This window comes from Thermococcus sp. LS2, from assembly GCF_012027375.1.
Classification (GTDB): Archaea; Methanobacteriota_B; Thermococci; order Thermococcales; family Thermococcaceae; genus Thermococcus_B.
This window is the reverse complement of sequence record NZ_SNUI01000013.1, coordinates 1-13648: the sequence shown is the minus strand read 5'-3', so window position 1 is coordinate 13648 and position 13648 is coordinate 1. Positions and strand designations below refer to the sequence as shown.

General features: G+C 44.8%; 9 protein-coding genes. 6 read left to right on the top strand and 3 right to left on the bottom strand.

All coding sequences use genetic code 11. From position 1 onward, the window contains the following. Positions 1–63 precede the first annotated feature (63 nt). From E3E24_RS11860 to E3E24_RS11840, 5 genes are all read left to right on the top strand, one after another. Positions 64–3183 (top strand): DUF1156 domain-containing protein, encoded by a 3120-nt coding sequence (locus E3E24_RS11860; RefSeq protein ID WP_167916064.1) that lies wholly within the window; start codon positions 64–66, stop codon positions 3181–3183. Next, on the top strand, positions 3180–6530 hold the full coding sequence (locus E3E24_RS11855) for a DUF499 domain-containing protein (RefSeq protein WP_240912577.1): 3351 nt from the start codon (positions 3180–3182) through the stop codon (positions 6528–6530). Before E3E24_RS11860 ends, E3E24_RS11855 begins: the two co-directional genes overlap by 4 nt. Before the next feature lie 2 nt (positions 6531–6532). Continuing rightward, on the top strand, positions 6533–6994 hold the full coding sequence (locus E3E24_RS11850; protein WP_167916063.1) for a hypothetical protein: 462 nt from the start codon (positions 6533–6535) through the stop codon (positions 6992–6994). Further along, positions 6991–10023 (top strand): SNF2-related protein, encoded by a 3033-nt coding sequence (locus E3E24_RS11845; protein WP_167916062.1) that lies wholly within the window; start codon positions 6991–6993, stop codon positions 10021–10023. Before E3E24_RS11850 ends, E3E24_RS11845 begins: the two co-directional genes overlap by 4 nt. Positions 10024–10170: 147 nt before the next feature. Next, positions 10171–10605 (top strand): hypothetical protein, encoded by a 435-nt coding sequence (locus E3E24_RS11840; RefSeq protein WP_167916061.1) that lies wholly within the window; start codon positions 10171–10173, stop codon positions 10603–10605. Positions 10606–10630: 25 nt separating this feature from the next. On the opposite strand, the gene E3E24_RS11835 is transcribed toward E3E24_RS11840, so the two are convergent. The 3 genes from E3E24_RS11835 to E3E24_RS11825 form a co-directional block, all read right to left on the bottom strand. Beyond that, on the bottom strand, positions 10631–11815 hold the full coding sequence (locus tag E3E24_RS11835) for a hypothetical protein (RefSeq protein ID WP_167916060.1): 1185 nt from the start codon (positions 11813–11815) through the stop codon (positions 10631–10633). Between the two features lie 309 nt (positions 11816–12124). Then, positions 12125–12598, bottom strand: coding sequence for a hypothetical protein (locus E3E24_RS11830; RefSeq protein ID WP_167916059.1), 474 nt, complete (start codon positions 12596–12598; stop codon positions 12125–12127). Between the two features lie 214 nt (positions 12599–12812). Continuing rightward, positions 12813–13304 carry a hypothetical protein gene (locus E3E24_RS11825; protein WP_167916058.1) on the bottom strand — a complete coding sequence of 164 codons (492 nt, stop codon included), beginning with the start codon at positions 13302–13304 and terminating at the stop codon, positions 12813–12815. Between the two features lie 121 nt (positions 13305–13425). Here E3E24_RS11825 and E3E24_RS11820 point away from each other — a divergent pair, with 121 nt between their 5' ends. Next, the gene (locus E3E24_RS11820) at positions 13426–13620 is read left to right on the top strand and encodes a type II toxin-antitoxin system HicB family antitoxin (protein ID WP_206205347.1); all 195 of its coding nucleotides are present in this window, start codon (positions 13426–13428) and stop codon (positions 13618–13620) included. Positions 13621–13648: the final 28 nt, after the last annotated feature.

Sequence of the window (13648 nt, the reverse complement as noted above, 5' to 3'; positions counted from 1 at the left end):
ATTACCCAACTACATAAAGGTTATAATATCAAGTAGTTCATTAATAATACTAGGGGAGTAAAAATGGATAAGCGCTTTATTGAAAATCCTGATTTTCCAATACGTGAAGTTAATGAGAAAAGCGAAAAGGAAAAAGGTCCCGCAAGACCCCCTTACTGGGAGATGGTCTTCTGGTGGACGAGAAAGCCATTGATTGGAGCGAGGGCTATAATTGCCGCATCGCTCTTGCCATATGATATAGACCCGGACAGGTTCAAGCGGGCTGTAGGGCTTTACGAAAAAACACCTCACAGAGTTAATCCCAAGATCCCCCAAGATTGGGGGAAATATTTCAATGGGAAAAAGCTTCTCGACCCATTCGCCGGCTTCGGAAGCATTCCGCTTGAAGGGCTTCGCATTGGACTTGATGTTACTGCCGTCGAGCTGTTGCCTACGGCGTATGTTTTCCTCAAGGCAGTCCTTGATTATCCTAAGAAGTTCGGGAAGTCATTGGTGAGGGACGTTGAGAAATGGGGCAACTGGATTACCGAGCAGCTCAAGAACGATCCAGAGATTAAGGAACTTTATGATGACGACGTTGCCGTTTACATTGGGACTTGGGAAGTGAAATGTCCGCACTGTGAAAAGTGGACACCGGTAATAGGTAACTACTGGCTGGCGAGGGTGAAGGACAACAAGGGATACAAAAGGCTGGCATACATGAAGCCGAAGAGAACCGGGGAAGGCATAGAGATTAAGGTTATTGACCTCAACGAGATCGTTGGCGATGTCTCGAAGGCGAAGGTTGAGGGAAATAAAATAATTATCGAAGGAAAAGTAGAGAGGGTAAAAGATGCAATTCAGCGAGGGATTCTTGATGAAAAAGACGTGAAGTTCGAGGGAAACAAGGTTATTTTCGAAGTGCCCACTGCAAACATTGAAGCGAGGAAAAGCCAAGTGAAGTGCCTGCAGTGCGGCAACTGGATAAAGTACGTGGACGAAGAGGGAAGGCACTACTTGGACAAGAAAGGCGTGAAAAGAGAGCTTGAGTTCTATGTTAAGTGGGCGCTCAAGAAGTATCACGAGGGCGATGAAAGGTTTGCCCGCCAGAGGCTCCTCGTGAAGGTGAAGGTTGATGGAAGGGACTTGGTCTTCGAGCCTTGTAGCGAGGAAGATAATGCCAAGCTGGAAAAGGCAAAGGAGAAAGTTAAGAAGTTGCTAGAGGAAAAAGACCCAGACGTGCCAAGAGAGCCAATACCTCCATATGGCAGTATTGGTGGTGGATTGAGGTTTATGCCCTATGGGTATGGAATGAACAAATGGTATAAGCTCTTCAACCCCCGCCAGCTCTTGACGCTCATAAAAATTGTTCACCTCATCCGCGAGGTTGGCAAGAGGGTGGAGGAGGAAAAGCTCAATGAAGGCTGGGATAAAGAGAAGGCATTCGAGTATGCCGAGGCAATAGCGACATATCTGGGCATAGCATTGTTGAAATATGCAGATTACAGTTCTGTAGTCGCTGGTTGGAATCAGTCCCTAATTATGGGACATTCTCTCTCTATGCGTGGTATTGCAATGGTATGGAACTTTTTCGAGGTTTTCCCATTTACAAAATGGACGGGTTCATGGATGCAAGGTGTTTCATACACCCTTCCAAAAGCTCTCGAATATCTCACCTCCGCTCTCGCCCCTTCAGGACAGAAAACTCTTACAGACTTCACGAAATCCCCAAGCGTGAACGTTCTCCAAGGCGATGCGACATCTCTCAATCTCGGCGAGAAGTTCGACGTTATTGTCACAGATCCGCCGTATGCCGATGATGTTGCTTATACGGAGCTTTCTGATTTCTACTATGTCTGGCTGAAGAGAGCCTTAAGTGATGTTGAAAACAACCAGCTTGTGCCAAGATTTCACGCGAATGCATTCTTCAAGAAAATTGGAGCAAAATACAAGGAGATAGAAGTCCAATGGAAAGATTTTGCTAAGAAGGAAATTTCTGCTCAGGCGGGCAGGTTTTACAATCCAGATAAAAGCAACCACTATGGACTCGCAGAGAGGCACTTCGAAAACCTCTTCGCCAGGGCATTCATTTCCATGAGAAACCACCTGAAAGATGATGGAATACTGGTCACTTACTACGCCCACACTTCCCTTGACGCTTGGGCAAACCTGCTCGAAGCTGGCTGGCAGAGGGCAAAGCTCCAGATAACCAAGGCATTGCCTCTCACAACGGAATCAGCAACAAGTATAGTATCGAGAGGCAAGCTTTCTCTTGATACTTCAATAGTTGCTGTCTGGCACAAGACCGAGCAGAAAGGAAAAGTCTCGATAACCTCCCTGAGCCCACTCATAAACGAGAAGGCCGAAAAAGCTGCAGAAGAGCTGAGAAGACACGGCTACCACGGATTGGATTTACTTTATGGAGTGATGGCAGCAGTTCTCGAGGAAGTTACCAAGTATGAGGGAGTTTACAGTATGAAGGGCAAGCTCAGCGTGAAGGAGCTCCTTGAGGAGCACGTTTACCCAGCGACAATAAGAGGAATCGTAAGCGCAGTTTCGAAGGCAGTTGCCGGGGTTCCAACTGTATCGTCGAAATATGGCCTATTCTACACCGCCTACAAGATACTCTTCGGCGACAGCAAGATTTCTGCAAACGACTCAATTCTTCTCAAGTTTGCAACCGGCGCAAATCCGGAAGAGCTCGTAAAGCTCAACATCCTCAAGCAACCCTCGAGAGATAAGAAAGAATTTGTCCTGTATTCCCCCGATGTGCTGATTGATGAGAAGAAGGTCAAGAAAGGGGAGCTCCCCAAGGAGATAGAGCTCCGCAGGTTCCTCCTCGATCGTGGCATCGACCCAACAAATCCCGAGGTAAACAATTCAGTCGATGCCCTACATTTACTCGAATATTATGCCTATGCTCTGCCCAAGAGCGCCTTCGAGGAGAAGCTTGAGAAACTTATGCAGAAGTATTCGGCTGAAGTTGAGGAAGCCATAAACATAGCTAGGCTGATTAACGCATATTACAGCGAGGCATACAAGCTCAAGAAGGCAATTCCGGGCAAGGGCGTGGAAGCAACAGATAGAAAAGCCCTCACAAGAAGTGAGAGAGAACTTGAGGAGTTCTTCAGAAAAGAAGGATTTATTGAACTTATATTGACAAGGAGATTGATTGAGATTCTCAGGGGAGGTGTTCTGGCTTGAAGTTGGGAAACCTCGAAGTATGGGAGGATGTTATGGATGAGAGCTTGGACACTCAGGTAGCTCCGGAGCTTGGCGATGTTGTGACGGGCAAGGCTCATAGGATTTACACTGATGCACGGGAGTTCTTCAAGCGAACGTACTTCACAGATACAATGCTCCAGATTTTCGAGAGGTTGATAGAGACTTTCGAGGGCAGGGAGAGGCACAATCTCTTCCTCATTTACTCGCTTTTCGGCGGCGGAAAGACTCACACAATCCTGGCGATATATCACGCTTTCAATGATCCAGATGCATTGCTTGATGAAGACGTTCTCCATGGCTATCCACCCGAGAAGAGGGAGAAAATAGTAGAGATCGCCGAGAAAATCAAGGAGCTTGGTGGGGTAAGAATCGTTCCAGTCTATGGTAAGGGCGAGATTGGAAGACCAAGCAAACCCCTAGATCTCAAGGCGTATAAAGTGAGAACTGTATGGGGCTACATTGCCCATGCCCTCGGCAAATATGATGTCATGAGGACTGACGACGAGAACTTAACAGCACCGGAGATTGAAGTTATAAGAGAGCTATTCTCAGGGCAAAAGGTCCTTTTGCTAATTGACGAAATAGTCCACCACGTTGACAACTTGGCCAAGAGTGCCAATGAAGATGATCGCCGTTATGCTGGGAATGTGGCAAAGTTTCTCGATGCTCTAGGAACTGCCCTGCTCGGCACCAAGAGCGCCGTCGTCATGACGCTTCCGATGGAAAAAGAAGGGAAGGCAGAGGAGGAATACGACAGGAATGTAGTACTGTCCTTGTGGAAAGCCGTCAGGAGAGTTGGAGGTTCCGAGTTATATTCCCCCTTGAGGACAGAAGGAGTTGCCGGAGGAGAACTAGTCGAGGTTCTGAAGAAGAGGATATTCAAGAGAATTGACGAGAGAGAAAAAGAAAGAATCATTGCTGTTTACAGGGAGGTTTACTCCAACACTGAAGTTTTCGGTAGAGGGTCTGCAGAGGCCCTTATGAAGACTTATCCATTCCATCCGGAGTACATAGCAACACTCAGAACGATTGTTGAGCGCGGCAATTTGCAGAAGACAAGGGATATGGTAAGAATAACGAGGGTCGTCGTGAGAAAGCTCCTCAAGGAGTTCGAGGAGAGGAAATTTGCTCCATCACTAATCATGCCGTTCCACATTAATCCGAAGGATAGAAAGATACATGGAATACTGTTTTCGGGCAACAAGCTGTTTGCAGACTACGGCAGTGCAGTTCTTGATTCGGATTTCGAGGATAGCAAATTCGCAAAGTTTTCCAAGCCTACACTTGCTGAACTGGTCTTGAGGCATATATTCCTCGTGACGTATCCCTATGATTCCCCAATTCCACTTCCAGGATTCCCAACAAAGGAGAGCATAGCAAGGGCAGTTTATGAGAAGAACCTCTTCGGTGCAGAGGGATGGACTCCAGCGGATATACTGAATATTGTTGAAGAAATAGACAATGCTGTCGTTTTCATATACCTCAACAAGAAGGGAGGAGTTTATTGGTTCTGGAGGGTTGCCAACGTTGCTCAGATAGTCGAGAGTAAGAAAGAAGAGCTTCTCTCATACAACTATAGAGAAGTGTATAACGAGTTGAAGAAATACATTCACAGGATGGTCGTCGAAGGGAAGATGCTGACTAAGAAAAAGAAAATTGAAGATCAAGTGGACTTCTTCGACGCAATAATTGTAGATACGACTCCCCAAGAGTTCGAAGATACTGAAGATTACAAGCTTCAGGTTCTTGTGAGAGACGACATTGACAAAGACACTCTATGGGATATAATCTATAAACACGGTACAGGGACAAGAACTTACAAAAATACTGTTGTTGTCTGCTACTTGAGAAGTATTCAAGGTGGCCGTTCTCCACTGAAGAGCCTTCTCGAAACAACTGCTACAATAATCGCATGTGATAAAGTTACCGGGGATATAAGGGCAAAATACGGTCAGTGGGGCGATGACGTTGTTGAGATCCAGACGAGCATGGTGAAGGACATAAGAGAGAGAAACTTGAAGGACCTTGAGGAGGGCATCGTAAAGGAATTCAAGTACGTCGCTTATCCATATAACGACGATGTGATGGAGGTCACTGCATCATCTTCATCTAAGTCGGTGGTTCGCAGGGTGTATGATGCTCTTGTCAGCAATGGAAAAGCTGTAACTGAATTGACCTTCGAAGGGTTGAAAGAGTACTTCTCTGAATATGCTGAGATAGATATCGAAAATTCGATGGGAATCCCCTTCTCAGAAATACGAAGGATAATCCGCTCTAACACAAGGCTTCCAATGATCAGGGATTCGCTGCTGAAGGAAGCCATCAAGGAGGGAGTCAGAGACCTTGAGATTGGCATTGAGAGAGGAAAAGAAATCTTGTTCAAGAGAGTTTACAACGAAATACCCAACGTAAAGGAAGAGGGGGTGTATATAGAGACAGTAAGGCCGAGCGATGTAATTCTGCCAAGAAGAGTTGCACTGAACAGGCAAATCGCTAATTTGCTGAAGATGGAGAAGCGCAACGTTGTAGAGGGAGACAAGCTGATTAATCTCTGGTTCGAAGTTTATCTAACCCCCTCATCAGAGCCCCTACTTCTCAGAGAGCTTGTGGAGGAAGTGGATGGTGAGCTAAGAGTAAAAGATGAATACTTCGACACAGTTCTCCATGGCCACATTGTCAGGAGGTATGAAGAGAAGCCGATAAAGGAGGAGAACGAGTTCGTAATCAACGTTGATAGAAAGCGCATTGAGGGCAAACCTGAGGAAGTTGTTGAAGTTTCCGTATCCATAGAGCCTCTTCGTAACGAGGGCTTCGAGGTGACTCTTGAGATTAACTATGGTGAGCTTGAGTCCTATGAAGGAATCGTGCCCTTCACAACGAAGTGGATTCTTCAGATTCCGAAAGAAAAGAGAGTGGCAACATTAACAGCTCACGCAGACGGAGTTGTGAAAACGGAGAGCATAACCCTGATTCCAAGGACAGACATAATAACCGTGAGTGAGCTCGATAGTAGACATGAAAATCACCAACTGCTGGAAATTCTTGGAATTGAGAGTTCGGACGACTTGGAGAGCATTCCCGAAAGCATAAACGGGTTTGTGGAAGGAAGCTTTTCAATTAACAATGCATTCAAGGCAAAACTCAATGACCTCGCGATGGATGTTGCCAAGTATATTATTAAGGAGGTTGGGGACATCCTAGGAAAGAAAGCTATCCTCGACATTAACTTCCACGTTGAAGGAGAAGTTATACTGGACGACTGGCTGATCGAAAGCTTGAGGCCGCTCAACGGCAAGGTAACATTCAAGCTGAAGAAGAGGGATTGAAAATGGGAGAAAACATTCAATATATGGTCAAGCTGAAGTATGCAAAGCCGGCAAAGCTGGCAGTAAAGAGAGAACAAAAGATTGCGGAGTTTTATCCTGTTGTCAAGGTCGAGGCGAAAAAGGAGTTCCTCAGGGGAAAAGTTGAAGGAAGGGCAAGGGTTTTCCTTCCAGAATTTCTTGATTTTGCGAAGCACCTTGGCTTCGAGGTTCGGGGGAGGAAGAGACTCACCTTGATAACAAGCGATGACTATAACTACCTCCGGCTTTTCGTTTATGCCATGGGCATGCAGGTCTTACGTGACCCCGTTTACTGGGCCAAGCTTGAAGATCATGTTCTATCCATGGAACCAATTCCACTAAGATACTGGGCTTCAACGTTCAAGAGTGCATACTGGAAGTATAAGACTCGGAGAAGGGTTATGAAGCTGGCCAGATGCTTCCTGGAGGTGGAGGAGGTATTATGAAAAAAGAGAGCATTACGAGAGAGTTTACAAAAGCAGTTCTCAACAAAACTATACCTTCTGACCCTCTGCTTTTCTTTTACTCCCTGAAGGCATCTTCGAAGGGAAAGCCGATAAAGCCTTTTTTGCATCAAGCTCATCTTTTACATCATGCTATGCTTATCCGCCCGGTGAGATTTCTCATAGCGGATGAAATTGGTCTAGGAAAGACTATCGAAGCCCTTGCAATTGCTAGATATCTCGAGCTTATGGGTGAAGCAAAGAGGATTCTTGTTCTTGTCCCGAAGATACTGAGGGAGCAGTGGAGAGAGGAAATTCAAAGAGTCGGTGGAGAAGTAAGGGTAATTAGGAGCGGCAAAGAGCTGGAGGAGAAGTTGAGGAAGAGAACCGAAGGATATACCGTTGTCTCAATAGACCTTGCAAAGAAGAGGGAGCACATTGACAAGATCCTCCGTGTTGATTGGGACTTGGTTATTGCAGATGAGGCTCATAACATTACGCCCAATACGCAGAGATACGCCCTTTTATCAGAGCTAGCTAAGAAAAAAGATCGGCATATTCTTCTCTTATCTGCAACACCTCATAGGGGAGATACCAAGGATTACCTTTCGAGGCTCATGATTCTTGATCCGACGCTGGTGGATGACTACAAGAAGCTGGATAAAACCCAAGAGTTCTATCCGAGGACTCACGACACTGTCATTTTCAGAAGAACTAAGGACGTTGTTGATGAGCTTGAGGGGGAGAAGGTTTTCAAGACTTGTAGGTTCGTGGCAACAGTAGTAGACATAACTGATGAAGAAAGGGCCTTTTTCGATAAGCTTGAGAATGCTCTACAAGAGCTGATAAAGCATTCCAAGAGGGGGCATTCCGAATATTCTGTGCAGGCTCTCCTGGCTGTGTTGTTGCGGAAGAGAGCATCTTCAAGCTATCATGCGGCAGTAAAAACGCTCAGCAAGATTGCTTCGAGGGCAAATGCTCCAGAGAGGGAAATTCACAAAGACATCGAAAAGGACATTAGGAAGCTTTTCACATGGGGTTATGACGAGATAGATTTCGATGAAGACGAGTATGAGATTGATGATATAGTGGATTCGATAATTGATAGGTATGCCCCATATCTCGACGAGGCTCAGAGAAGGGCACTGAGAGAGGTTTATGATTTCGTCAAGAGGATTGCGATAAAAAGGGACAGCAAGCTTGATGCCGTCGCAAAGATTGTAGCAGATCACTTGAAGAAGAATGAGAGGGTTATCATCTTTACGGAGTTTGTGGATACACTTGAGTACATTTACAGGAATCTTCCTTCTTATCTGAAGCACTATGGGATCGAAATTTCACGGAATGAAATCTTGTGCCTCTCGGGTCGGAACGTGGAAGGGTGTCAGGATAAAAAGAACATTGATAAAGTCGGTAAAGAATTCGAAACGAGCGGTAAGATCCTTGTTTCCACGGACGTTGCCTCTGAGGGATTGAATCTGCAGGTTGCAAGTGTTCTGATAAACTATGAAGCCCCATGGACACCAATCAAGCTTGAACAGAGGCTCGGAAGAATATGGCGTCTTGGGCAGGAAAGAAATACCACAGCATACACAGTTTTCCTTGCGAATAATATGGATATGGACGTTCTGGAAAGCTTGTACAGGAAGATAACAACGATTCGTGAGCAAGCAGGCGAGGCGAGACCATTAGTAGGAAAAAAGATTTACGTTGCAACAGCTGATAAGCTGTGGAATCTAGAATTGACCTCTTATGAGGGAGATGAGAAGAAAAAGATTTCCGAGTATGATATTATTCTCGCTTCACTAAGGAAAGAGCTGAGCGGGTACAGTGAAGCAATAATCAATATGATAAAAAGTCTAAGCTATGAGCTCGAGAAGAAAAAAGTGATCCCCAAGGCAAGGGCTGAAAAGATTAGAAAAGAGTTGGCGAGGATTGAGGGAGAGAGGTGGCTCAATAAATCCAACGTTGAGGAAGTTATTAAGAAGTACATGAAAATGCTCGGTGCTGTTGAGGTACATTCAGAAATGCTGGCAAGAATCGTTCGCCACAAAAAAGAACTGCCGAAGAAAATTTTCGTAAAATCGAAGGATAAAAAAGTGTATTATCTATACCTTGCAAAGATTAAGGCTGGCAATCAGGTTGTTCGTGAGGTTCCAGTTATCATTGATGAGAATCGTGTTCTACATGGTGTATCTCTGCTGGAATGGTTCCATCATAATGTCCTATCAGGCGAATTCATTACAGCAGACTATCCGCTAAGAAGAATTCATAAGATGGAAAGGATTAGAATCGAAACCAAGTTGAAAGCTTCATTGGAGATCAAAATTGATGAGATATGGAGGAGATATAGGAAATATGAAGACTCACTGAAAAGCCGCGGGTTGAAGGTTGATAAACTCTTCAGAGGCTTTGATATATATCTCGAGCGGATAACGGACATAGAGTTTCTCCCTGAGAAGGAATTCAACAAGGTAAAGTTCATCCCACCCGATTTGTTAGATTTGCTGGACGGGGTGGAGATTAACCCACCGAGTGATGACTATCTCAAGCTCTTCGATAGGAGCTTTTTGCCGCTCGAAAAGCTTGTCGAGGCAGAAAAGAGAGCAATGGAGTTTGTAATGAAGCTTGAAGAGAAAAGGCTTGCAGAGAAGTACGGTTGGGACGGAAGGGGCAGTACATGGAATGTTGAGGATGTTTCCCTGAGAGAACACTATGACATTAAGGTCGTAGAAGGGAAAGATGAAAGGTACATTGAGGTCAAGGGTCATCTTCCGCTTCTCTTAACTGCCGAGATAACAGAAGCAGAAAGAGATTTCGCCGAAAAACATGAGGATAACTACTGGATTTACATAGTGGCAAATCTTGGAGCAGGGGAGGGAAACGAGGTTGTGTTCAAGATATTCAAGCCATTCAACGAGAAAGAGAGACGAGTCTTCTTAGTGAGAGATGAAAAGGATGTGGATGTCACAGACACTGTTAATGTAACCATCACAACAAAAAGGAGAAGCCTGATCAGCGTTCGCAATTAAGGTTCGTAATACAGCAGATGCTGTACTTGAGGATACAAAAATAAGCCTTTACCTTCCTTTTTTGTTATTACAGTATTCTGCAGGCTTTTCTGCTGTATGCGAAAGGTCTATATTACTACTTATGATTGTAATTAATGGGTGGCGGAAATGACGGTCGTAGTCCCTCTGAAGGTTCCCCATCTGCTCGAATGCACGAGTGATATCACTGATTTTATAGCCCCACAGCGTCTTATGCCGCTTGCGAGAGCACTACACAATATATTAAGGAGAAAAACACGGGTGCATATTCTGGAGCTTGTCGAGCTTGCCGCAGAACTGACAGGGAGTAAAGAGATTGCAGAGATTCTTGAGGAAATTAACAGGAACTCTGAAAGAGATAATGTTGACGTTGCCGAAATAATACAATCAATAAAGATAAAGTCCGCCGAGGAGGGCGTAAATTTCGAGGAGAAGTGGGCAGAAATCATGAAGATAATTGAGAGGTTTGCCGAGGTATGGTTAATTAGGATTGAACAGAATGAGATAGTGTACACGCCAGAACGGGCAAGAGAGCTCTTCTTGAGAATTGCTGAAACTATATAACGAAGAATAAAATGAAATAGAGGATTCAAGCGCCAATTCCGTTGACTCTGTGATGGCCCTCTCGTTGGAGAGCTAGGACAAGACTCTCTTCCTCACCATGTAAAAGGTAGTTTGTAAGATGTGACTTTGCGGAAGGATTTGAAAACTCAAAGATTTTCTCGATTCCAGTTGTTAGCTCTTCTCCACTTGCGGCATGGAAGATATTTCCAAGGTTCCTGAGGCGTTCAGTGAAAGTTTCTCCAGTTATCTTCCAATGGCCCACTGCAGAGGGTGTATCAACAATTACACTCACTATGTAGTTCTTAAGTAGAGGCGAGTCTTCGCCGAATTTATCTATCAAAGTTTTCGTTATACTCGTAGCTATCAGCACTGAGGCCCATGCGCTCCAATCCCAGTTAAGGTGATCTCTCACTTTCTCGATTATATCATCTTGGATTAGCTCTCGAACTCTAATGTCCTCAGGGTATGTAGGTCTGGCAGTACGTAGGAGAACTATGAATGTTGCGTCCTTAGAGCGAAAAGCTGCAAGGTGCCCCTTTATGAGGCCCCACAAGGCCAGAGTAACGTAAGTAGCGTCCCTATAGGGTGGATAGGCACCTTGTAAACGTAATTCCACTGTATTCTCGCCGTCAAGAGTTACTGGGGCCACTACTTTGTACTTCCTCCCCAGTCCCCCCATTCTTGCCGAAAGGAAGCTTACTGCGAAATGCTTAAGGGAATCACTAGACGGAATGTTCTTGTTTTTATCCTTCAAGAACTCGCCTGTGATTTTTCTGACTTCAAGGATGCCATCACTTATGGGGTCTTCTGGTATTCTCGTTTGCTTTCCATTTGTCATATCGGCATAGTCAATAGGTGAGCTACTGCTAATTTTTTGACCTTCATTGATGAACTCTTCTTCTATGCTTAGTAGGAGATTTGGAAAGTTCTTCTTGATTTTGTAAATATCACTGGAATCTGGAGTTCTATCTTTCTTCAGGAGAAGAACATACGGAGTGCCTGCGGGATTGGAAACAGTGGCTGAAACTTCGTATAGTCCGTCTTTTGCTCCCTTATTTACTAGTTCGGCAAATCCACATGCTGCAAGATGCGACAATACAGGAAGCTCTGGGTCATAGAGCAGGTTCATTGTTTCAAGCTCTTCAAGTTTGCCTCCTTCCGTGAACCTCTCCAAGCTCTCCACGAGGTCTACCATCCACTGCTCTCCCATCATGCACCACCCTTTTTCAGTACCACATTAGGGTTTATAAAGTTTTGCATTCTGCAGTTGTTGAAATATTACATATAATATATGTTATTGCTTAACAATTGTCGAAAGTGTTATCTTATCCGGATAAAGAGTAAAATTAGATGTACGTCCTACATCCTCTATTCTTCAAAATGATTGCTCAGTAAGCCTGCTCTGGTGATAAACCCCACGACTTTGCTCCTTTCAGTATATAACATTGTGTAATAAGAAGAAAGAGGATGGCTTTCTAGTTGCCGAGATAAAAAAGGTTCGAGTAAAAGAAAAACAGAATCACAGTTCTCCCTTGCCGAGCTCGAACTCGGTCTTGGCAATTTCTTCTTTGTCTTCATCGAGCAAGCGTATCTTCACTTTTGCGCCCGTGAAAGCTTCTTTTACCTGCTTCCTCAGCTCGGGGTCTTGCTTTACTTTTTCGAAGACCGCATCGATGACCTCAAATATGGATTTTGCCTCGACTATCTTTTCTTTCACCGTGCTCTTGTCGATGAAGTATGCCTCCACGACGGCGAGCTTGAAGAGAGGATCTTCTACGAGCTTGGGGTGCAGGGGTGCGTATTTTTCCCTCAGCTCCTCGTCCTCGAGCCAGTCTTGAACGTTGAGCTTTACGACCTTGAACTCCTTGATCTTGAGCTTGTTATCCTCAAGCGGGATTCTGATGAACCCTTCCATGTCGGGGTAGAAGATTGAAATCAGCTCGTCATCCACCCGAGCGCTTGCCGCTATTATTTTATCCCTCTCATCTTTCACAGCGAGCCACCTCCAAGCTGAGAGTTTACTATTTGCTAGGTGTTTCAGTTGGGACTTAAGATTTTGCAACTGTTGTATAAGAGCAAATATATCGAAACCTTTATAGGTGGTGCAGTTATAGTTTGTTATGGAAAAGTTGGGAATGCCCGTGCGCATGATGCCCCCCGAGCCGTGAGGCAATGACGAGGGGGCTGAGTGAACGGGCAGGATGACCTTATTCTACTGTTTCTCCTCTTCTTGCAAGATTAGCGAGGTTATCGGCAATGTTAATCAATTTGCGCCTCTTCTTGTCGAGTTTGTCCTCCTTGGAGAGACGTCCTTCGCACACCACGTTAACCCGCGGATATCTTTTCTTCACTGACTTATACAGATTATCATCCACAATTATTTCAATTGCATTATCGCCGAGCACATCTAAGTCCTTCCAGAATTTATACCCGACCTTCATATAAACCCAATAGAAGAGGAGGAACTGCTTGTTATTCGCCCACTTTTTCAGGAATTTCTTGATGTACTTTTCTTTCCCTTCAACGTCCTTGAAGTGCTCCACCCATCGAAACTTATTGTAAATTGTGTCCAGAGACGATGCCGGAATCACTACTATGGCAGCATATCCATCGCTCTTGTCAATAGCAACAATTAACTTCTCCCTCGCTTCGCCAACCCTACTGAGCATCTCTAGTTTTTTCTTTCTCCGCTTGCTCATGAGTTAACCTCCGAGGGAAAAATGTTCGCCCATATGTTGTATGTTGAGTATAAAACTCTTTTTGCACTTGGATTCGTATGAGCAGCACAATTTTATAAGCAATAGTGCAAAAGCGAGAATCATGGAGAAAATAAAGCTTGAAGTTGTACTTGAAGAACAGGAAGAAGGCGGCTATGTGGTTTATGTCGAGAACTTGCCTGGGTGCTTTTCACAGGGCGAAACAATTGAAGGAGCGCTCAGGAATATTGCTGAAGCTATTTCACTGTATTTTGAAACAGAAAAACAACGAAAAAGAGTGTCATGGAGTCTCTGCTAAGTATTCCTGCAGCTCTTGTGCCTTAACC